We start from the raw sequence: 22,038 nt of genomic DNA, 5'->3' as shown, positions 1-22,038 counted from the left end.
TGGTTGTGTTGACTGTTTCTATACATTCGCATAAAAATGAAGTGATAGGCGGATCAATTTTGCATTACGGAGCGAATTATGCAAAAAAACTCACTCATGAAAGGAATCATGGGCATCTCTTTGGTTGTATTCACCACAACGAGCTTTGCTTCAACTCCTGAAGGATTTTGGAAAAGTATTGATGATCGTACAGGCGAGCAACTGTCAATCGTAGAAATTAAGAAAAAACCAGATAATACCTATACTGGAACCATTGCGTATCGCTATCCTGTTCCAGGCGGGGGGAATGTCTTGACGCATTGTGTGAAATGTCCTGAACCTTTTAAAAATAAACCGATTCAAGGACTACAAATTGCGTGGGGATTGAAAGAAGATCCTAAGAATCCAAATCAATATATTGATGGTCGAGTACTAGAGCCTAAAACAGGCAATATCTATAAAGGAAAAGCACAACTGAGTTCGGATGGAAAACGTCTGCGTATGCGTGGTTATATGGGAATTTCGGCCTTGGGGCGTACTCAAGTCTGGATTCGTACCGATAGTGCCAATCCTTAAATAATAATTGTTTTTTTAGAAAGCCTAAACGACTCGTTTGGGCTTTTTTATTTGTACTAAAGAATACATATATTGGGGTCAGATTGAGCGGTTAGATCAGTTATTTCTTATACAAATGAACGCTAGCGTACAGTGTAACTTGGGTAAAAGTGTGATAATTTCCGTGCATTAAACCTATAAAGATGAATAGGTTACTTTTTTAAGACGGGGTTAATATGCTAAATCGTATGCTCATGAACGGAATCATGGGGCTCACTCTTGCTTGTGCAAGCGCAACGACTTTCGCAGCTTCTATTGAAGGCTACTGGAAAAGTATTGAAGAACGTACTGGTGAACAACTCTCAATCGTAGAAATCCGTAAAGGAAATGACGGCCGTTATCATGGAAAGATTGTTTATCGTTATCCAAACTCTCATGGTATTGCGCTGACGAATTGCACCAAATGTGCAGCACCGAACACCAATAAACCGATCCTTGGGCTGGAAATTTTATCAGGCTTTAAAGAAGATCCGAATAAACCGGATTCATATATTGATGGTCGCGTTCTGGAACCAACTTCTGGCCGTGTCTATAAAGGCAAAGGTGTCGTGACTGGAGAAGGCAAACGTTTACGTATGCGTGGATATATGGGCGTTTCAGCATTGGGTCGTACTGTCGTTTGGTTACGTACTGATAATGCAACACCTTAATCGAAAATAAAAAAACCTCGAATTCGCTTCGAGGTTTTTTTTGGGTTAAAGTAAGTGATTAAACAGGGCATGGTAAGTTTTCGTCCTCCTGACCGATTTTTTTGGCTGCAATAAGTGCTTGGACTTTTTTACTCGGCAGTTTTTCTTTGCCAAGTGCATCATAGGTATTCACGATATTAGTCACTTCTAAGGTTGTCAGTTCAATTCCTTCTGCTGTTAAAAAAACGGAAATTACATGATGATCGACGCCAGCTTTAGCCAGATCATGGATTGCTTTGATATTTTCTAAACGATATAGGTGTGCTTTTAATTCCATCGTCATAACCCTCACTTGTTTTATTGTATTTACCTAGATTGGCATATAGGGTTAAGCAATAACCGTGCACAAAATGTAAAACTCAGGAAAAAAATGTAAGTTGCGCGATAGAACGCAATTGGTTCTGTATTTTTTATTTAAGATTGGAAAACGATGTTGTAATTTTGTCTAAATGATCGGGCAATTTGCAGATCAAATTTGAAAACCTGAATAGTAAACCCAATAAAATTATTAAAACTGATACCGAGCCGTAAAGACAGGTTTTATAAGTTGGCGTATGATCTGATAGAGTTTCACCGATGCTTGTGACAAAAGTGATTTGTCACAAGAATTTAGGCGAAATAAGGCATGATTTGTGCAACCGAATGACTTTAATCAAGAAGTCTTGCCAACAAGACCATCTAACCGACATGATGAAAGATAAGGAATACTGATGAATATTGCGGCACAACCTCCCGTACAAGCAGATCAAACCATTTACCTCAAAGATTATCAAAAACCATCTTTCTTGGTTGAATCCATTAACCTAGATATCCAAGTCTATGATGATCATACAATTGTTGACTCAACCTTAGTGATGAAACGTCAAACGACTGGTGCTTTGGTGCTTTTGGGGCGTGATCTTGAATTAAAGTCGATTCAACTGAATGGGCAAATCCTGAGTGCAGCGCAATATGATTTAGACGATGAGCAATTGCTGATCACTGATGCACCAGATCAGGTCATTTTGCAAACTCAAGTGGTGATTCACCCTGAGTCAAATACGCAGCTTGAAGGTTTATACAAGGCGGGTGATTTATTCGTAACTCAGAATGAGCCCGAAGGTTTCCGTAAAATTACCTTCTATCCAGATCGTCCAGATGTTCTCGCAGAATTTACCACGCGTGTAGAGGCCGATAAGAAATATCCTGTTTTACTTGCAAATGGTAACTTATTAGAAACAGGTGAGGCTGGTGAAGGTCGTCATTTTGCGATCTGGCAAGATCCGACCAAGAAACCAAGCTATTTATTTGCCTGTGTAATTGGTGATTTGGCGGTACTTAAAGATCGTTATACGACTTCTGAAGGTCGTGATGTTGCTTTAGAAATTTATGCAATCGAGAAAGATATTCCGAAATGTCATATCGCCATGGAAGCATTAAAGCATTCGATGCGTTGGGACGAAGAACACTATGGTCGTCCTTACGATCTCGATAACTACATGATTGTCGCTGTTAGTCAGTTCAACATGGGTGCAATGGAAAATAAAGGTTTAAATATCTTTAACACGTCTTGTGTGCTTGCCGATGAGGAATACACCACTGATGCTGCGATCATGCGAGTACAGTCAGTCATTGCTCATGAATATTTCCATAACTGGACAGGCAACCGAATTACCTGTCGTGACTGGTTCCAGTTGTGTTTAAAAGAGGGCTTAACGGTTTTCCGTGATCAGTCGTTCTCTGAGGATTTACAATCAGCAGCCGTACAACGAATTGATGATGTAGCGGTATTGAAATCGCATCAATTCCCAGAAGATGCTGGCCCATTATCGCATCCGCCTCGTCCAGACCATTTTGTCGAAATCAATAACTTCTATACCGCGACAGTGTATGAGAAGGGTGCTGAAATCAACCGCATGATGGCAACTTTATTGGGTAAAGAAAAATACCGTCAAGGGACTGATGAATATTTCCTACGCCATGATGGGCAAGCGGTCACGGTTGAAGACTGGGTTGCGGCATTGAGTGCAGGTTCAGGTGTTGATCTATCTAACTTCCTCACTTGGTATAACCAACCTGGTACGCCAAAGTTAGAAGCTAAAGGTGAATATGATGCTGCTGAACAGACTTATCGTTTAAGCTTCAAACAAAGCTTGAAAGCACATCCAAAATATCCAAACCTCAAAGCAGTGCCAATTCCTGTGGCTCTGGCATTATTTAATGCCAATACAGGTGAACAATATACCTTGCACAGCAGTGATCTGTTTGTGAATGATGTTAAAGATGGCGTGTATTTATTTGATCAAGATGAAGCAACAATTGAATTTACAGGTGTGACGGAGCAACCTGTGGCTTCGTTATTACGTAATTTCTCAGCCCCTGTGAATTTAGTCTTTGATTATTCCAATGATGATCTTGCCTTCTTGATTCAGCACGAAACCAATGGCTTTAACCAATGGCAAGCGACACAAACTTTATTGGAACGTATTCTTTTAGAAGACCATAAGGTAGATACCTATATTCAAGCAATTAAAAATACCTTGCCAGACTTAGTGAATAAAGATCCGTTATTAGCATCGCGTTTATTTGATGTACCAAGTGAAAACTATTTAGGTAGTCGTATTGATCAAGACTATGAGCCGGAATTGATTCGTGAGAAGCGTGAAGCTGTGCTGGATCGTTTAGCACGAGATTTAGGTTCATTCTGGAAAGATACTTATTTGGCCTTAGATCCAGACCAGCAAAAAGAGTTTTCTTTGGCTATGGGCGTGCGTTCATTAAAGAATATCACTCTGAATATGTTGGCTCGTCAAGGTGATGAGTCTGTGTTTGATTTGGCTTATACCCAATATCAACAAACAGGCAATATGTCTGAACGTTTAGGCGCATTACGTGTTTTAGTCTGGAATGATGCACCGCAAGCGCAGGCTGCACTTGCAGATTTCTATAATCGTTTTAAAGACGAAGCCTTGTCTTTAGATCAGTGGTTTAGCATCCAAGCTTCAAATCCATGTGCGACAGCGGAAACCATTGAATATCTCACCAAACATGCGGATTATGATTTGGGTACACCAAACCGTATTCGTGCCGTAAGTGGTGGTTTGGCAGCAAATCCAGTCAATACGTGGAGCTTTGGTGTTGATCATTTCATTGAGCTTGCAGCTTATTTGGATGAGAAAAACCCAATTTTAGGTTCGCGTTTATTACAAGTCCTATCACGTTGGTACACCTTGGCTGAACCACAACGTAGTCAGGTGCAACAAGCGCTTAAAGCATTGCAACCTAAAGTAAAATCTAAAAATGTCGTGGAAACATTGAACAGCTTATTAAGTATTTAATAGGCTAGTTAAATGTATTAAAAAAGGATGCTGTCAGGCATCCTTTTTTATTTGACAATTAATATTGTCAGAAATAGTATGGAAATCATTCGAACGCAACGGATGTCTGCCATGGAAATAAAAACAATCACATTACCGACACGTCAAATTGAAGTTGAAGTGTATGCATCTTCATCAAGCTCGGAAAAAGCACCAGCCATATTATTGCTGCATGAGTTATTCGGCATTCTCGATGTTTACCGTGAAGATGCTCAAGACTTGGCAGATCGTGGCTATTTGGTTTATGTGCCTAATCTATTTAATGGCGGTGCAGTTAAATACTGTATTCGTGCCATGGTAAGCAAAGCGGGACGTATCAATGCAGCTGACAGTGAAGTCAATCAAGAAATTCATGTCTTGTTAGATGCATTAAAGGCAGATCCTCGATCCAATGGTCGTTTAGGCATGTTAGGGCAGTGCTTAACGGGGGGCTATGTGATTCAGATGGCGAAGCGGGAAGATATGCTAGCACCTGTGGTTTATCATCATTCTCTGGGGATTCAAGGGGCGGGTGTTCCAAACAAAGAGTCTCTGGATGAAGTTCGCATTCTACAAGGGCACTGGGCAACCGTAGATCCATTTTGCCCAACAACCAAGCGTAATAAATTGATCCAGCAATTGGGTGATCGGGTTGAAGCTTATACCTATAACATGCCACATGGTTTCCGCAGTGTTAGTCGGGGGTTGCCTGAAGCTCAAGTGGTGTGGCAGCGGACTGTCGATTTCTTTGAGCGAGAATTAAAACAAAACACAATATAAATCATTGGAACAACAGGTTATTATTGACCAAGATTCATTTATAGAAATAAAAAAGAGAGGGGAATATGTCTCAACAATATGCATACGCGGGCTTCTGGATACGTTTCGGTGCCGCGATTATTGATTCAATCATTGTGATGGTTGCCATGATTCCATTAACCATGATTTTTGGTGGTGGCAATACCACAGTTGCTTCTGATGGTTTTTCATCATTCCAATTTATGTCTACGGCAGATTGGATTTGGCAAATTCTCGCCGCAGTATTTTATATTTTCTGCTGGATTAAATTTGCAGGAACACCCGGTAAGCGTTTACTTCGATTAAAAGTGCTGGATGAAAAAACGGGTGAAAATGTGACTGTCGGGCAGGCTATCATTCGCTACATTGGCTATATCCCTGCAACATTAGTATTTTTTATTGGTTTAATCTGGGTGGCTTTTGATTCTAAAAAGCAAGGCTGGCACGACAAAATGGCCAAAACTGTAGTGGTAAGAGAGCTTTAATTTAGAGCGAAATTTTATCATGTAATAAAAAATTCATACGATAGGGCTTGTGAATCAATTCGCATGTCCTATAATGCCGTTGAGTTTATTCACGGAGATCCTAAATGGGAAGTTGTTCGAGGTTCGGGTTTAATAAAGGATTAAGCCAAAGCGAATACTGAGCAAGCGAGCTATTTAGGTCGGCTATCTTGCAATGAGATAGCTTTGCTAGAAATTATCTAAACCCTCCTATAAAATTTTGCTGTATCCACAAAATTTATTGTATTGACTGCATCCTGTTTAGTTTCTCACCTAAAATGGGGAGAAGCCTATGTTTTTACATGCTTCCATTCAATGGCTTGCTGTTCTTAACGTATTTATTTTATGTGGATTATTGCTGACTCAAAAGAGTAAGGCGGGTCCACTCATCAACACCGATGATGTCTCTATTACAGCAGCGCAGCAGTGTCAGCTAGAAAGTACTTATAGCTATAACAAAGACGGCACTTGGTCTTATCAAGTCGTACCTGCTTGTAATCTCAACCAAAATTTAGAAGTATCTTTGGGCTATCACTCAAGTAAAGATCAAGATCAGATTCATGGCTTTTCGATTCAAGCGAAAAGCATTTTAAAGCCAATGGAGAATGACTGGGGCGTTGCCAGTAGTTTACAGCTATCCCGTGATGATGTTGCTCATCATGGGGATTTAAACTGGTTTTTGAATGTTCCTGTCAGTTTTCAACTTTTAGATCAACGTTTAGCATTGGATACCAATCTCGGTTATCAACAGACCGATGAGCGCCTCGTTCGCTGGGGAATTGCTTCAACCTATACGGTGACTGAGCATGTCGGTGTAACACTTGAAACATATAATCAAGATCGCCAAGCGCCATTTTTCCAGACAGCGTTGCAATATAGTTTGATTCCCAATGTACTTACTTTAGAAGCCTCCTTTGGCGATCGTCTACATCGTTTAAAACAACATTGGTTTGGACTCGGTTTAAGTTATACGCCATCATCATAATGCGCTTAAATTCAGTTGATCCATCATTAAATCATTGATAAGAATATAGGTATAAGATGCAATTAAAATTTTTACAAAATATTGATTTATCGAATATTGCGGACACATTGGTCAGCCTGTCCGTTGCTTTTATTCTCGGTGCATTAATTGGCTTTGAACGTCAGTATCGACAACGCACCGCAGGACTCAGAACCAATGTTTTGGTGGCTGTTGGTGCTGCAATTTTTGTCGATATTGCCACTAATTTAACTGGTGCAGAAGGCGCAGTCCGCGTGATTGCCTATGTGGTTTCAGGTATTGGTTTCTTGGGTGCAGGTGTGATTATGCGCCAAGAAGGCAATATTCATGGTTTAAACACGGCTGCAACTCTCTGGTGCTCAGCCGCCGTGGGCGCTTCTGCGGGTTCAGATCTTATTATTGAAGCAATACTGGCAACGGCTTTTATCTTGGCAGCCAATACGCTGTTAAGACCGATTGTTCATGCCATTGATCGTCGTCCAATTGATGACGATACCGAGGTTTTACATGTCATCTATATTATTTGTGACCGTAGTCAGAGTAAGGTGGTGATGGATGAATTGAATTTAACCTTGCAACACCATAATTATCCTGCCAAAGATATTGAAGTAACCCCTTTTGGTGACAAAGAGGTCGAAATTGAAGTCACTTTAATTGCTACATCAATTGATGCAGAAGAAGCGCAGCATATTACTAATCATCTGAATGCCATGCCGCAAATTCGACAGGCATTTTGGGATAAAAATACGATTAATTAAGCCATTAGAAATTGTTTCTATATCACGGCATTGGGATACATTGTCTCATTAATGATATATAAAATGTCTATTGTTTCACATAAAATGACGCCAGCTTGATAACAATGAGAACAGTATGAGTTCAGAAGCACATTCAATCAGTTTAATTGCGCCAGTGGTCTTGCTTGCCGCTGCTGTAATTGCCGTTCCAATTTTTAAACGTATTGGCTTAGGTTCCGTCCTTGGTTATTTAATTGCAGGCCTGATTATTGGCCCATTTGGTTTTGCATTTTTTCATGATTCGGCTTCGATCTTACACATTGCAGAACTTGGGATCGTGATGTACTTATTTGTGATTGGTCTGGAGATGCAGCCCTCACATTTATGGAGTTTAAGGCGTGAAATCTTTGGACTAGGCACCTTGCAAATTGTTGCCTGTGCTTTGGCATTGACTGGCGTCGGCTTACTGTTTGGCTTTACTTGGCAAGTTGCCTTTATCGGTGCAGCGGGTTTTGTCCTGACTTCTACGGCCATTGTGATGCAGCTGTTGGGAGATCGCGGTGATATCGCTCAGCCACAAGGGCAAAAGATTGTTGCCATTTTATTATTTGAAGATTTGCTGATTGTACCTTTATTGGCAATTGTTGCTTTTATGGCGCCAAATCATGTAGTGGAAAGTACTTCGACCCGTTTAGAAAGCATTGGTCTTGGTCTGATTGCGATTGCAGGTTTGATTGCTGCAGGGTATTGGTTACTGAATCCGTTATTTAGATTGCTTGCCGCGGCAAAAGCCCGAGAGGTGATGACGGCGGCAGCACTTCTGGTGGTTTTAGGTGCAGCATTGTTGATGCAAGTCAGCGGTTTATCGATGGCAATGGGTGCTTTCTTGGCAGGGGTATTGCTGTCTGAATCGACCTTTAGACATCAAATTGAAGCGGATATTGAACCCTTCCGTGGCCTGTTACTGGGACTTTTCTTCCTCGGTGTCGGGATGTCACTGGATTTATCCGTCGTTGCACAGAACTGGAAGCTCATCATCAGTGGTGTTTTAGCCATGATGTTTGCCAAGGCTCTGATGATTTATATCGTGGCACGAGTCACCAAAAGCTCTCATACCGAGGCACTGGACCGTGCATTGCTAATGGCACAAGGTGGTGAGTTTGCTTTTGTCCTGTTTGCAGCGGCAGTCAGTGCTCAGGTCATTGATAATTCAGTCAAGTCGAATTTGACGGCGATTGTGGTGTTATCCATGGTATTGACCCCGATTTTAGGCATTGTGTTTAAACGTTTTACCGAAACCAAAGATCAGATCAATTTGGACAATGTCAATATTGCTGAAGGCTTGAGTGGCAGTGTACTGATGATTGGCTTTGGTCGTTTTGGTCAAGTGACCAGTCAATTACTATTGGCAAGAGGGGTGGATGTCACCATTATTGACAATGACATCGACATGATTCAAAACGCGGAAAAGTTTGGTTTTAAAATCTATTATGGCGATGGCTGCCGTTTAGATATTCTGCATGCTTCGGGTGCATCTACCGCTCAAGCCATTGTGGTTTGTGTTGATAGTAAAGAAACGACTAATCGTATCGTGGAATTGGTCACGCATGAATTTCCATTGGCCAAGTTGCTGGTTCGTTCTTATGACCGTGAACATTCACTCTATTTAGTGAAGCATAAAGTGGATTATATGATTCGAGAAACCTTCGAGTCTGCGATCAAATTTGGCGGCGTGATCTTGCAAGAATTAGGCGTTGATGAAGACGAAGTACAACGCATTACGGATGAAATTCGTGATCGTGATGATGAGCGTTTTGAAACAGAAATCGCTGCGGATGATGTCTATGCAGGTGTAGGCTTACAATATACACATTCACATCCGCGTCCAACAGCACCATTAATTCGCCCTAAAAAAGCAGCACGTATTTTAAATGATGAGGAAGCACAAAAAGATTTAGAGGAAAAGTAATCTGCAATGCTTTCCGTGCATGCTTTGAATAAGCCTTAGTTCAACTAAGGCTTATTTTTTGCTTTAAATCTAAAGAGCATCAATACGAAGATGCCCAATAACAAACCCCAAAATGCTGAGCCAATGCCCCAGAATTGGACACCAGAAGCACTACATAAAAAGGTGAGTAGCGCAGCTTCACGTTCTTCTACATTTGAAAAAGCGACTGCAATGTTATGGCTGATCGTCGCAAATAGGGCAATCCCTGCAAGTGCCACAATAAAGATTTGCGGGAATGACATCAGTAGGCTGACGAGCGTTGCTGCAAAGAGCCCCATTAAGATATAGAACAGGCCGCAGCTAATGCCTGCGATATAACGCTTACTTGGATCGGGATGCACTTGATCATCTAAACTTACCGCTGCACTAATTGCCGCTAAGTTTATTGAGAAACAGCCGAAAGGCGCAAAAATAGTATGAGCAACACCTGTCCAACCGACCAATTGATTCACATGCGGGTGGTAGCCATAGCTTTTAATCATGGCAATCCCTGGCAAGTTTTGTGAAGTCATATTAATCACAAACAATGGCAAAGCTAGGCCTAAGATCGCAGACCAAGAAAAAGAGGGCTGCATCCATACCGGTTGGGTCAGTGACCACGTAATCGACTGGAGTTTAAAGTCAATAAACAGTGGGCAGATTGCTGCACCTAAAATCACCGTCAGTACAATGCTATAACGTGGAAATAAGCGTTTTGAAACCAAATAGATCACAAGCATACTGAGAATAAAGCCAAGATGGCTTTCTAAACTGCTAAAAATCTGAATACCAAATTTTAATAAAATACCTGCCAGCATGGCACAGGTCAGACTTTGTGGAATATGGGCCAATAGTTTTTGGAAGATTCCTGAAAAACCAACAATTGCAATGGCAATACCACAGACCAAGAAAGCACCAATCGCTTCATATAAATCATAATGCCCAGTCGAGGCAATGATCAGTGCAATCCCCGGAGTTGACCATGCGGTAGCAACGGGATATTTATATTTCCAAGATAGAATCAAGCCCGAGAGACCAATCGCAAGTCCCAATGCCCAAAACCAAGAACTGATTTGCGCGGTATTAGCACCTAAAGACTGTGCACCTTGGATGACGAGGATGGCGGAAACACTAATCCCGATTAAGAACGTAATAAAGCCAGCAAAAACTGCTGGAATTGAAAAATCTTGGAGGAGACGTTGCATCTATGCATCTATACTTGTTTAAAATTTGTTGAAAAGTATATCGTTAATGCGTCTTAAATCGTAGTTCTAAAATGATTGGATAAATTGATCATTCGATCAAATTTATGCTTAGCTGAGCGTCGAAGTTGCCAATCTTAAACCGAAACCAAAGAATAAGATGCCGACCAGACAAATACCCGCGGCTGCCAATTTATAATTATGTTTGAAAAAACTGGCCAGTTTAATTCCAGAGAAAATCAAGGCGGTTAAATAGCTAAAACTTACAATTTGGACAATCAATGCCAATACTAAAAAGCTTAATGCAGGATAGGCATAATCAGGTTCTACAAACTGTACAAAGAAAGACAGGAAAAATAGAATTGCTTTGGGATTCAGTAAGCTGATACTGAGTGCTGTTCGATAAGGATGAACTTGATCAAGTTTCGGTAAATCAGCAAGCTCGGCATGATGTGGCGGCTTATTCCAAGTTTGATAAGCACCTTGCAATAATTTAAAACCTAAGTATGCGAGATAACAAGCCCCTGTTAATTTAAGAATAATAAACAGGATCGGGAAGGCTTTGAGTAAGGATGCTGCACCTAATACCGTACACAGGATTAAAATGGAATCTCCTGTAAATACACCACAAGCTGCCGCATAACCAGTACGAATGCCATAACGAGAAGCTACGGACATGACATAAAGAGAGTTAGGGCCAGGTAATAACACAATTAAGATTGTACCAATAATATAAGTGGTTAAATCTGTTATACCGAACACAATGAGCTCATTAAAAAACCGATTTTCGCTAATATAACAAAAATCGGTTTTTATTGGTGAAAAATCGACTAATTAAGGTTTGATTTCAGCATCAATACCAAAAGACTGACGTAACAACAAACTCAGTTGATCACGGGCTTTGATAAAGCCATCAATACCCCCTTGCAGTAATTGGAAAGCCATCAAATCTTGCTCAAGTTCAGCTTTAAAACTCTCTTTGCTTTGTGCTGCACGTTCAATTTTTTCTGCGTGTTGCGCAAATTCGGCACTCAGTTGAGCTTCAACAAGCTGTTGGTCTTGTTCCAACTGTGCCAACAGATTCGGGGCAATCGTCAGTAAGTCACAACCTGCTAAACCAAGCACTTGTGCAGTACTGCGGAAGCTTGCGCCCATTACTTGTGTCGGAATGGCATGCTGTTTGTAGTAATTATAAATTTTCTTCACAGACAGCACGCCAGGATCTTTGGCAATTGGATATTGCTCGACACCTTCAGCTTTTTTATACCAATCTAAAATACGACCTACAAAAGGTGAGATCAGCGTGACTTTCGCATCAGCACAAGCCTGAGCTTGATGCAAACCGAATAACAAAGTCAGATTACATGGAATACCTTCAGCTTCAAGCACTTTTGCAGCCTGAATACCTTCCCATGTTGACGCGATCTTAATTAGGATACGGGATTGTTCAATGCCGTATCCTCGATAGAGCTGAGATAACTCACGTGCTTTGGCAATTGTCGCTTCAGTGTTGTAAGAAAGAGAAGCATCAACTTCGGTAGAAACACGACCATCGATCAATTTTAAAATTTCGACACCAAACTTCACAGTCAAAATATCAATGGTACGTTCAATCAGTTCATCACGTTGATAGCCTTCCTGCTTAGCTTGAGTATAAGCATCTTCTATCAGCTCGCGGCTTTCTGGTTGTTCAGCCGCAGCGGTAATGAGTGATGGGTTGGTCGTTGCATCGAGTGGGCGAAATTTTTCAATCGCTTCTAGATCACTACTATCAGCAACAACGGTGGTTAAATTTTTTAATTGGTGTAATGCGGTCTGAGTCATTGATATAGCGTTCTTACTTAAACAATATTATTGGTAACTTCTGTTATAACACAATCTACATGAAAGCAAAGCCCTGCATTTGTTTGCAGAATTGTTTATCTGGCGACCGCTTATCCCTCATTGTGTTTACGTTGCTGTCGGATATGATCGATTAAGTATTTGGCAGCGACCCCTAATTCACTTTCACGGCTCCAGACCAGATCAACATAGTATTCAAATTTAGGGGTGAAATCATACATATCCAAAATCTTCAGTTTCTTTTTGAGTTCTGGATTTTCATTGAACATTTGCAAGGGCAACACACCCCAACCTAAATTACGAATAATCATCATACACGCTGAATGATGATTGTCGGTACGCCAATAGTCCTTTGAATAAAGCAATTCGGGCTTGATGCTATGATCTCGGCTTGCAACTACAATTTGACGTATTTGTACTGCTTGCTCAAAAGAAACTTTGTCGAGGAGCGCCAATGGATGATTTTTTGCAATCACAGGCACAAGCGCTTCCCGTTTAAGTTCTACAAATTGTTCACGACTATCCAGTTGTTCTCGCTCAAACATCAATGCAAGTTGTGCAGATTGATCAAGTAACATCTGTAAAGCATCTTCTTGTGGTGCTGAAAAGATATTAATCGCCAGACTAGGGAATTGCTGTTCTAGCAGGGTGATATAGTCGGTCCAGTTGGTATAAAGCAGTTCTGAAACTACTACAATATTTAAGGTTGACTCCAAGCCTGTACTCAGTGCATGCGCATGCTGCTTCCATTGATTCATTTCAATCAATAATTGTTGTGTTTTCTCATAGAGCACAGTGGCTTCTGCTGTCGGAATAGGTTCACGTCCAACCCGTTCAAATAAATTGAGATTGAGATCAATTTCTAAATTGGCAATCGACATACTTACAGCAGAAGGGACTTTGCCTAATTTACGTGCCGCAGCCGAAAATGAACCTGTTTCAATGACGGTTTGAAACATGATGAGTTGTTCTTGATTAATATTCATCTGTCAAAAAAACTGAAAGAACCTAATTGGATTGATCAGTATTATAAAAATAAAATGACACTTATCCAAACAAGAGAGTGTTATGAAATGTTGATTTCCAAAAGAAGACTCATTCATGCAATTAGCTATGAAGTGATTTTATTGGTCATCATCGCGATTGCTTTAAGTTTTATTTTTAGTATGCCACTAGAAGTAACTGGTATTTTAGGTACGATCATGGCGGTCATTTCTGTATTCTGGAATATGATTTTTAACCATTACTTTGAGAAAGTAGAACATAAATATCAATGGGAAAGAACCATTCCAGTGCGTATTATGCATGCGATTGGGTTTGAAGGCGGCTTGATGCTTGCAACTATTCCAATTATTGCGTACTTGATGAAGATGAGCTTTATTGAAGCCTTGATTTTAGATTTTGGTTTGACCATGTGTATCTTGGTGTATACATTCATCTTCCAGTGGTGTTATGACGTGGTAGAAGATCGTTTCTTCCCAAATGCAAAACTTGCATCATCATAATTGTTTGATGAAAAGCATTCTTCGGGATTAACTGAAGAGTGCTTTTTTATTGCTTGCAGCTCAGCATGATTTGATTACAGTATTGATAAAGTCAGATTGCTCAAGTTTATTTAATATCGTGAGGGCAAGTTTTAAATAATATAAGAAACAATACCAAAATTTAATGACGCTAGGTCGTAGGAGAATAAAAACATGCCAAGTGTGCTTATTGAAGTTAGGCAACAATATCCAGTCGCAGTTGAACTGGAGATCATGGAGGCAGTGCATACGGCACTGAGAGATGCTTTTAAAATCATGGCCAGTGATCGGAATGTACGTTTAATTGTGCATGAAGCACATCGCTTTCAATGCCCGCCTGAAAAGGCAAAACCAGAATGTTATACCTTGATTAGTATTGATGCATTTCTTGGACGCTCTTTAGATGCCAAGCGTCAGCTGTATAAATTGATTGTGCATAATCTTGAGCCGATAGGCATTCCCAAAGATCATGTGAAAATTATGCTTCGAGAGTTGCCTTCAGAAAATTTTGGTGTTCGTGGTGGTCAGGCAGCTTGTGATGTTAATTTAGGTTTTAAAATAGACGTATAAAATATGATTATTAAAAGAAAGCTCTGTCAGGGCTTTCTTTTCTTTGAATAGAAAAATAGCCTAAGCAAAATTAAATCATATTAATCAAAAGGCGAATTTCTTCTTTATCTAAAAAACATCATGCTAAAATAGGGAACTTATCTTTTTAGATTGCACGATTTTCTCTATGTTTCAACAAGAAATCTCTCAATTAAACCTACAACAATTCAAAGCGGGTGACAAACGCTGGATCGGTTCCTTACTTGGATCATCAGCTGCATTATTATTTAAAGAAATTGCCACTCAAAATTCGAATCTGTATGTGATTATTGCAAGGAATAATCAACATCTTGCCCAGCTTGAAAGTGAGCTTGAATTTTACGGCATAACGCCTGTTATTTTCCCTGATTGGGAAATTTTGCCTTATGACCGCTTGTCTCCGCACCAAGATATTGTTTCTGAACGTTTGGCAATTTTATCGAATATGCCACAAAAGGGTATTTTACTGGTTTCTGCCAGTACCTTAGCGCAACGTGTTGCACCTTATTCGTGGGTTGTGGGTGAGCACTTTGATATCAAAGTCGGGCAGAAGTTAGACCTCGAAGCACAAAAGAAACAATTGGTTCAAGCAGGCTATCGTTTAGTTGACACGGTGTATGATCATGGTGAATTTGCAGTTCGCGGTAGCATCATGGATATTTTTGCATCTGGACAAGATGAACCGATTCGAATTGATTTGTTTGATGATGAAATTGAAAGTTTAAAGTTCTTTGATCCAGAGACGCAAAGAACCACAGAATCATTAAAAAACTTTACGGTGTTGCCTGCAAAAGAGTTTCCACTCAAAGAAGGGCGTTCTACCTTTAGAGATCGTTATGCAGAAAGCTTTCCAACTGCAAATCCCAAGAAAAATCCAATTTATCAAGATGTGTTAGAAGGAATTGCCACACCTGGTTTGGAGTTCTATTTACCTTTATTCTTTGAAAAGAAGGTGATGGAAGCACAAAGTATGCTTACGACATACTTACCAAATAATTGCGTTGTCATTACAAATAATGAAGTTGAGAACGATTTAATCAATTTCTGGAAAGAAGTTGTACGACGTTATGAAGATCGTCGTCATAACATTGATCAACCGATTCTGCCGCCAGAAGAATTATTTTTAATGCCAAATCATGTGTTACAGGCATTGAATCAATTTCCTCGAATTTTGGCTTCAGCAGAAGCTTTCGAGACCAAGGCGGGTGTACTCAATGTCGCGGCTGAACAACCACCTAAACTAGCAGTTGATCCGAAAAAAGAACAACCGTTTGAGGCAGTAAAACATTATATCGACCAAGCCAAGCATCCTGTTTTATTGGTCGCTGAGAGTGCTGGTCGCCGTGAGACCTTAAAAGATGCGTTGCGTGGTGTATTGGGTGAAATTCAAAACGTAGACAGTTTTGCTCAGTTCCAAAAAGATAAGTTGCAGGTTGCGATTACCAGTGCGCCACTAGATCGAGGGCTGTTGCTGAGTAATCAGCTGTCGGTGATTTCGGAAAATCAACTTTATGAACACCGTGTGGTGCAGCGCCGTCGTAAGCGTCAGCAAGAAGTATCTGAAGAGTTCTTGATTCGTAGTTTAACCGAGCTGAGTATTGGTGCACCTGTGGTGCATATCGATCATGGTGTAGGGCGTTATGCAGGTTTAATTACGCTAGAAATCGATGAGCAGGATCATGAATTCTTGCAGCTTGATTATGCAGATGGTGCGAAAGTCTATGTGCCGGTAACCAATTTACATCTGATTAGCCGCTATAGTGGGGGTGATCCTGATTTAGCCCCATTGCATAAATTGGGTACGGATACTTGGAGCAAAGCGAAACGCAAAGCTTTGGAACAAATCCATGATGTTGCCGCAGAGTTATTACATATTCAGGCCCGTCGTCAATCCAAACCTGGTTTTGCTTTTGAGCTGGATCATACGGGATATATGCAATTCTCCAGTGGCTTTGCCTATGAAGAAACTTTAGACCAAGCTAACGCAATTGAAGCAACCATCCATGATATGCAGCTGGCCAAACCGATGGATCGTTTGGTATGTGGGGACGTAGGCTTTGGTAAAACCGAAGTGGCAATGCGTGCAGCATTTGTTGCGGTACAAAATAATAAGCAAGTTGCAGTTCTGGTACCGACGACTTTGTTAGCACAGCAACACTATGAATCCTTTAAAGATCGTTTTGCCGATACAGCGGTACGTATTGAAGTATTGTCGCGTTTTGGCAGCAATAAAACCCACTTAAAAATCATTGAAGATCTTGCAGATGGCAAAGTCGATATTGTGGTCGGCACGCATAAAATTCTGCAAGAAAATATCCAGTTCAAGAATCTTGGACTTATGATTGTCGATGAGGAACACCGTTTTGGTGTCCGTGATAAAGAACGGATTAAAGCCTTACGTGCCGATGTGGATATGTTGACTCTAACGGCGACCCCGATTCCACGTACCTTGAATATGGCATTTTCTGGGATGCGTGATCTCTCGATTATTGCAACACCACCCGCACGTCGCTTAGCAGTGAAAACCTTTGTACAAGAGCATACTGATGATTCGATTAAAGAGGCGATTTTACGTGAGTTACTACGTGGCGGTCAGGTGTACTTGTTGCACAATGAGGTGGATACCATTGAGCGTGCTGCTGAAACCATTCGTAATTTAGTGCCAGAAGCAAGGGTTGCTGTAGCGCACGGGCAAATGCGAGAGCGTGAACTAGAACAAGTGATGCAGCAGTTCTATCACAAAGAATATAACGTGTTGGTGTGTTCAACGATTATTGAAACGGGTATTGATGTGCCGAATGCCAATACCATTATCATTGAACGTGCCGATAAACTAGGTCTGGCACAACTGCATCAATTGCGTGGCCGTGTTGGACGTTCGCATCACCAAGCCTATGCCTATTTATTGGTTCCATCGATCAAGCACCTGAAAGGTGATGCTGAAAAACGTTTAGATGCCATTCAACGTGCTTCAACTTTGGGTGCTGGTTTTATGTTAGCGACTGAAGACTTGGAGATTCGTGGCGCGGGTGAATTACTTGGTGAGCAGCAAAGCGGCTCAATGCAGGCGATTGGTTATAGTCTGTATATGGAAATGCTCGAAAAAGCGACCAAAGCCATTCAAAAAGGTAAAACACCTAATTTTGATGCGCCGTTGTCCTTAACCGCTGAAATTAACTTGCATATGCCTGCGTTGATTCCAGATGACTACTTGGGTGATGTACATCAACGTTTGTTGTTCTATAAACGTATCAGTAATACTGATAGCCAAGAGAAGCTCGACAATATCCGTATGGAGTTGATTGATCGTTTTGGTATTCCGCCACAACCTGTGAAGCAATTGTTTAGTGTGCATCAGCTGCGTTTGCGTGCAGAGCAGTTGGGTATTACCAAAATCGACATCAATAGTAATGGGGGATATATCGAGTTCTCCCCTGATACCCCTGTACAAGCGATCAGTATTATCCAACTGATGCAGAAAAATCCGACCTTTTACCGAATGGAAGGCGGTCAACGCTTGAAAGTTATGGTGCAACTAGCAGAGTACGATAAACGGATTCAGTTTATTGTGGACTTGCTGAACAAGCTATTGAGTGAGTTAAATTGAGGCTTTTAAGCGCTTGATTTGGTGGTTAATTGAGCAAGTTCTGTTTTTTAGCAAATGCATTTCTGTTTTTGATCAGATGTTCATGCAATAAATGAGGAAAATCATTGTTATTTGTAATCAAACGGGTTACTAATAATATTCACATCAAAACTGATGTGATAGTATTGATCATCATTATTCTGCATCATTTATAAAGATATGTTTAGTTTGCATCCACAACTTGCTCAAGATACATTTTTTGTAGGCGACTTCCCGCTTTCAACATGTCGTTTAATGAATGATATGCAATTTCCTTGGTTGATCCTGATTCCGCGTGTTCCAGGTGTCACAGAATTATATGAATTAAGCCAAGCAGACCAAGAACAGTTTTTACGTGAATCGAGTTGGTTATCAAGCCAATTGTCACGTGTATTCCGTGCAGACAAGATGAATGTAGCAGCTTTAGGAAACGTTGTTCCTCAGCTTCATTTTCATCATGTGGTACGTTATCAAAATGATGTTGCATGGCCTAAGCCAGTGTGGGGAACACCAGCGGTGCCTTATAGCAATGAAGTACTTGCGCACATGCGTCAAACGTTAATGCTGGCATTGCGTGGACAGGGTGATATGCCATTTGATTGGCGTATGGACTGATCCAGAAAATAGAATAAATACAGTATTCTATAATAAAAAAAGGAGGATAGAGTGCCACTAGATAGGTTGATTGATAAAGAACCTAGACAGTTTGCTTATTTTCATCGTTTGATGGGATATTCGATTCTGTCACTAATTCTGGTAATTTATACATTTACCTCAACTAGTGCTAGCTATCAACTCTACCTTCTTCCTTTATTACTCATTTATTTTCTGTTTTGTCCCCGTTTAGAAAAATGGCTGCAATATAAATTTGATAAAAAAATAGAAAAAAATGTTCTTTTCGGCAATGAGGCTGTGATCATTGCGCTGGTTCTTGCTGCATTGCATCTCAGTTTAGTTCCCACCTTTACGATCCTATTTGGATTGCTGTATGTCGGATTGAACAATAAAATTTCTCTGCCAGTCTCTTGTTTAATCGGTTTGATTGGCGTCATTGTTTTCTATTTCAGTACTTTTGTGATTTTTGGCGCGGAAGAATATTTCGAACCAACTAATCCTGAATTAACGGTTGTTAGTCTGCTTGGTTTGATGATGTTTATCGTGATAGGTAACTATTATCAGCATCGTCGCTTGAATATTCTGGGTCAGCAACGTCAGCATTATCATAATCAAATGACGCGTTATATTGCTTTTGCAAACCAACTGAGTCGCTATGCACCACTGCAATTATGGCAGTCAATCATGCGCGGCGAGGCAGAAGCAAAAATTGAATATAAGCGTAAAAAATTAACCATTTTCTTCTCAGACATTCAAGGTTTTACTGAACTTTCTGAAACTTTAATCCCAGACGATTTAGCCTTCTTACTGAATGATTATTTGAGTCATATGACTGAAATTGCCAAACAGTATGAAGCGACAGTCGACAAGTTTATGGGTGATGCGATTCTTATTTTCTTTGGCGATCCAAATTCGCAAGGCGTTGAGCAAGATGCAAAATCTTGCGTAGAAATGGCGATTGCGATGCGTCAACAAATGAAATTGTTGCGTGAACGCTGGAAGAAAATGGGTTATCCTGCTTTGCATATTCGTATGGGTATCAGTACTGGTTATTGCCACGTCGGTAACTATGGTGCTTCTCATCGTATGGCCTATACCATTGTTGGTCGTGACGTAAACTTGGCAGCACGTTTGCAGTCTGCGGCTGAAGTTGATGAAATTCTGATTGCAGATGATACCCATCAACTGATTAAGAATGAGTTTTTATGTGTACCTAAAGTGCCAATTTATTTAAAAGGGATTCAAGGTCCAGTTAAAACTTGGCAAGTGATGGAGAAATTCACAGGTAAGAAATCAGACACGCAAAAATGGTTTGATTTCGATTATAAAGGCTTCCATTTGGTCCTTAACCTCGAAGAAGTACAGAACTATGAATATCCTGAACTGGTCGAGATCCTGGAAAATATGGTTCAGCGAATCAAGACTCAGCAAAAAATTACCAATGCACAGGGTATCCCAAAACTGACTTTGGATGATGAAGTCAGATAATCAAAGCGTGCACATATTCTTCAAAAGCATGTTCTGTAAGTTCATCGTTAATGTGTATGTGTCTCATATAAATGATCAAATTCAAGCGCTAAAGAGGCGAGTGTTGTTGCCTTGAGCTTTTGTGTCAGCATCTTTTGCGCATCTTGTATTGCATGATCTAAGGCTGCATTTACGACACGCTCCACCAAACATTCTGGATTTTCTCTTTCATTGCCAATCGCGAAAATAGTCGGCTCACCCACAGCTTGATAAATATCCCAAAGTGTAATTTTTTCTAAATTACCTGTGAGTTGCCAACCGCCACCAGCGCCTTTCTCTGAGTGTACAAAACCTGCCTTTTTTAGACCGGACATAGTTCGTCTGACCACGACTGGATTGGTGGAAAGCATCTGCGCGATTTCATCAGAGGTAAAGATCTTATTTTGTCTCGCCATGTGCAGTAATACATGAAGCATTCGCGAGAGTTTGCTGTCTGTACGCATTGATTCCATAAGTAAAAAAGGAGTTAAGTTAAATGTAACATCAAAAGTTGCAAATTTAAATAAAAAGTATTACTGTAACTTTTAAAGTTACATATGGGATTAGGCTTATGCAGTACGATGTTGCAATTATTGGTGGGAGTTATGCAGGCTTGGCAGCAGCGATGCCATTGGCGAGAGCTCGCAGAAAAGTAGTACTGATCGATGCAGGGCAAAGACGAAATCGCTTTGCGGAGCATTCACATGGCTTTTTAACGCAGGATGGTAGCAAGGCCAGTGATATTGTAGAGATAGCGAAGCAGCAGCTTTTAGCTTACCAAACCGTGGATTGGGAAGATGGTAGGGTTAAGCGTGTTGAAAAAGTTGATGATGGCTTTGCCGTATGTATTGATGCAACTCGGTTTATCACAGCAAAACGATTGATCATCGCCGCTGGAATCACGGATCAGCTTCCTGAAATTTCGGGTTTATCTGAGCGTTGGGGGAAAAGCATTTTTCATTGCCCTTATTGTCATGGTTATGAGCTGAATCAAGGTAAAATTGGGATTATTGCAAGCTCTGAGCATGCGGTTCATATGGCGATGATGTTGCCCGATTGGGGTGATACCACGCTGTTCTTGAATGATTATTCGGTGGAAAAGGAGTTACTTGACCAATTAGCCACTCGAGGTGTCCGTGTAGAAAAACGATTGATTCAAGAAATCATCGGACACAGTGATGTTTTACTCGCAGATGGTTCTGTTATTCAGTTGGACGGTATTTTTGCAACCACCAAATGTACGATTGCTCAGGATTGGATTTTCAAACTAGGTTGTGAGATTGAACAGAATGCGATGGGTGAGGCAATAAAGACCAATACTATGAAGGAAACTACAGTTGCAGGTATTTTCGCTTGTGGTGATGTTGCTCGTTTGGGAAGCTCAGTGCCTTTGGCTGTTGGAGATGGCACTATGGCAGGTGCTGCTGCACATCGTTCTCTAATTTTTACTTAATAAATAAAAAAGCTAGAGATTAACTCTAGCTTTTTTAC

The 22,038-nt window shown here is 40.6% G+C and carries 20 protein-coding genes; 14 read left to right on the top strand and 6 right to left on the bottom strand.

The window, feature by feature from the left end:
• Window positions 1-78 precede the first annotated feature (78 nt).
• Both A7P54_RS01000 and A7P54_RS00995 read left to right on the top strand, forming a co-directional pair.
• Window positions 79-555, top strand: coding sequence for a DUF2147 domain-containing protein (locus A7P54_RS01000; protein ID WP_171548375.1), 477 nt, complete (start codon window positions 79-81; stop codon window positions 553-555).
• A gap of 215 nt (window positions 556-770) precedes the next feature.
• Window positions 771-1,244 (top strand): DUF2147 domain-containing protein, encoded by a 474-nt coding sequence (locus tag A7P54_RS00995; protein WP_005189664.1) that lies wholly within the window; start codon window positions 771-773, stop codon window positions 1,242-1,244.
• 58 nt (window positions 1,245-1,302) lie between these two features.
• Here the strand turns inward: A7P54_RS00995 and A7P54_RS00990 are convergent, their stop codons facing one another.
• Window positions 1,303-1,560, bottom strand: a complete 258-nt coding sequence (locus A7P54_RS00990; RefSeq protein ID WP_004652954.1) for a hypothetical protein — start codon at window positions 1,558-1,560, stop codon at window positions 1,303-1,305.
• Between the two features lie 433 nt (window positions 1,561-1,993).
• Between A7P54_RS00990 and pepN the strand changes: the two genes are divergently transcribed.
• From pepN to A7P54_RS00960, 6 genes are all read left to right on the top strand, one after another.
• Window positions 1,994-4,600 (top strand): aminopeptidase N, encoded by a 2,607-nt coding sequence (gene pepN, locus A7P54_RS00985; protein ID WP_171548374.1) that lies wholly within the window; start codon window positions 1,994-1,996, stop codon window positions 4,598-4,600.
• A 111-nt stretch (window positions 4,601-4,711) separates the two neighbouring features.
• Complete coding sequence (locus A7P54_RS00980; RefSeq protein WP_171548373.1) at window positions 4,712-5,398, top strand: dienelactone hydrolase family protein; 687 nt, start codon at window positions 4,712-4,714, stop codon at window positions 5,396-5,398.
• Between the two features lie 65 nt (window positions 5,399-5,463).
• Window positions 5,464-5,901 (top strand): RDD family protein, encoded by a 438-nt coding sequence (locus A7P54_RS00975; protein WP_005189657.1) that lies wholly within the window; start codon window positions 5,464-5,466, stop codon window positions 5,899-5,901.
• Between the two features lie 310 nt (window positions 5,902-6,211).
• Window positions 6,212-6,904, top strand: coding sequence for a hypothetical protein (locus tag A7P54_RS00970; RefSeq protein WP_171548372.1), 693 nt, complete (start codon window positions 6,212-6,214; stop codon window positions 6,902-6,904).
• A 56-nt stretch (window positions 6,905-6,960) separates the two neighbouring features.
• Window positions 6,961-7,680: an MgtC/SapB family protein gene (locus tag A7P54_RS00965; protein ID WP_004808004.1), complete on the top strand. Its 720-nt coding sequence runs from the start codon at window positions 6,961-6,963 to the stop codon at window positions 7,678-7,680.
• A gap of 115 nt (window positions 7,681-7,795) precedes the next feature.
• On the top strand, window positions 7,796-9,628 hold the full coding sequence (locus tag A7P54_RS00960; RefSeq protein ID WP_171548371.1) for a monovalent cation:proton antiporter-2 (CPA2) family protein: 1,833 nt from the start codon (window positions 7,796-7,798) through the stop codon (window positions 9,626-9,628).
• 44 nt (window positions 9,629-9,672) lie between these two features.
• On the opposite strand, the gene A7P54_RS00955 is transcribed toward A7P54_RS00960, so the two are convergent.
• From A7P54_RS00955 to A7P54_RS00940, 4 genes are all read right to left on the bottom strand, one after another.
• Window positions 9,673-10,851 carry a benzoate/H(+) symporter BenE family transporter gene (locus A7P54_RS00955; RefSeq protein WP_171548370.1) on the bottom strand — a complete coding sequence of 393 codons (1,179 nt, stop codon included), beginning with the start codon at window positions 10,849-10,851 and terminating at the stop codon, window positions 9,673-9,675.
• A gap of 108 nt (window positions 10,852-10,959) precedes the next feature.
• The gene (gene leuE, locus A7P54_RS00950) at window positions 10,960-11,610 is read right to left on the bottom strand and encodes a leucine efflux protein LeuE (protein ID WP_171548369.1); all 651 of its coding nucleotides are present in this window, start codon (window positions 11,608-11,610) and stop codon (window positions 10,960-10,962) included.
• Between the two features lie 72 nt (window positions 11,611-11,682).
• A complete protein-coding gene (gene tal, locus A7P54_RS00945; RefSeq protein ID WP_171548368.1) occupies window positions 11,683-12,672 on the bottom strand; it encodes a transaldolase in 990 nt (329 codons plus the stop codon).
• A 110-nt stretch (window positions 12,673-12,782) separates the two neighbouring features.
• On the bottom strand, window positions 12,783-13,676 hold the full coding sequence (locus A7P54_RS00940; protein WP_033134097.1) for a LysR family transcriptional regulator: 894 nt from the start codon (window positions 13,674-13,676) through the stop codon (window positions 12,783-12,785).
• Between the two features lie 87 nt (window positions 13,677-13,763).
• Between A7P54_RS00940 and aceI the strand changes: the two genes are divergently transcribed.
• The 5 genes from aceI (at window position 13,764) to A7P54_RS00915 (ending at window position 20,529) form a co-directional block, all read left to right on the top strand.
• Window positions 13,764-14,195, top strand: a complete 432-nt coding sequence (gene aceI / locus A7P54_RS00935) for a chlorhexidine efflux PACE transporter AceI (protein WP_005316384.1) — start codon at window positions 13,764-13,766, stop codon at window positions 14,193-14,195.
• Window positions 14,196-14,387: 192 nt separating this feature from the next.
• Window positions 14,388-14,783: a tautomerase family protein gene (locus A7P54_RS00930; protein ID WP_004652967.1), complete on the top strand. Its 396-nt coding sequence runs from the start codon at window positions 14,388-14,390 to the stop codon at window positions 14,781-14,783.
• 166 nt (window positions 14,784-14,949) lie between these two features.
• Window positions 14,950-18,408 carry a transcription-repair coupling factor gene (gene mfd / locus A7P54_RS00925; protein WP_171548367.1) on the top strand — a complete coding sequence of 1,153 codons (3,459 nt, stop codon included), beginning with the start codon at window positions 14,950-14,952 and terminating at the stop codon, window positions 18,406-18,408.
• A gap of 198 nt (window positions 18,409-18,606) precedes the next feature.
• Complete coding sequence (locus tag A7P54_RS00920; RefSeq protein WP_004807988.1) at window positions 18,607-19,041, top strand: HIT family protein; 435 nt, start codon at window positions 18,607-18,609, stop codon at window positions 19,039-19,041.
• 51 nt (window positions 19,042-19,092) lie between these two features.
• Window positions 19,093-20,529 (top strand): adenylate/guanylate cyclase domain-containing protein, encoded by a 1,437-nt coding sequence (locus tag A7P54_RS00915; RefSeq protein WP_004807987.1) that lies wholly within the window; start codon window positions 19,093-19,095, stop codon window positions 20,527-20,529.
• Between the two features lie 47 nt (window positions 20,530-20,576).
• Here A7P54_RS00915 and A7P54_RS00910 read toward each other — a convergent pair whose 3' ends face one another.
• Window positions 20,577-21,011 carry an Rrf2 family transcriptional regulator gene (locus tag A7P54_RS00910; protein WP_171548366.1) on the bottom strand — a complete coding sequence of 145 codons (435 nt, stop codon included), beginning with the start codon at window positions 21,009-21,011 and terminating at the stop codon, window positions 20,577-20,579.
• 107 nt (window positions 21,012-21,118) lie between these two features.
• Between A7P54_RS00910 and A7P54_RS00905 the strand changes: the two genes are divergently transcribed.
• The gene (locus A7P54_RS00905) at window positions 21,119-22,000 is read left to right on the top strand and encodes an NAD(P)/FAD-dependent oxidoreductase (protein ID WP_171548365.1); all 882 of its coding nucleotides are present in this window, start codon (window positions 21,119-21,121) and stop codon (window positions 21,998-22,000) included.
• Window positions 22,001-22,038: the final 38 nt, after the last annotated feature.

Origin of the sequence: Acinetobacter sp. Ac_3412 (genome assembly GCF_013072675.1) — a bacterium.
Taxonomy (GTDB): Bacteria; Pseudomonadota; Gammaproteobacteria; order Pseudomonadales; family Moraxellaceae; genus Acinetobacter; species Acinetobacter higginsii.
Note: the sequence above shows the minus strand (reverse complement) of the source record. Positions and strands in the feature narration are given on the sequence as shown.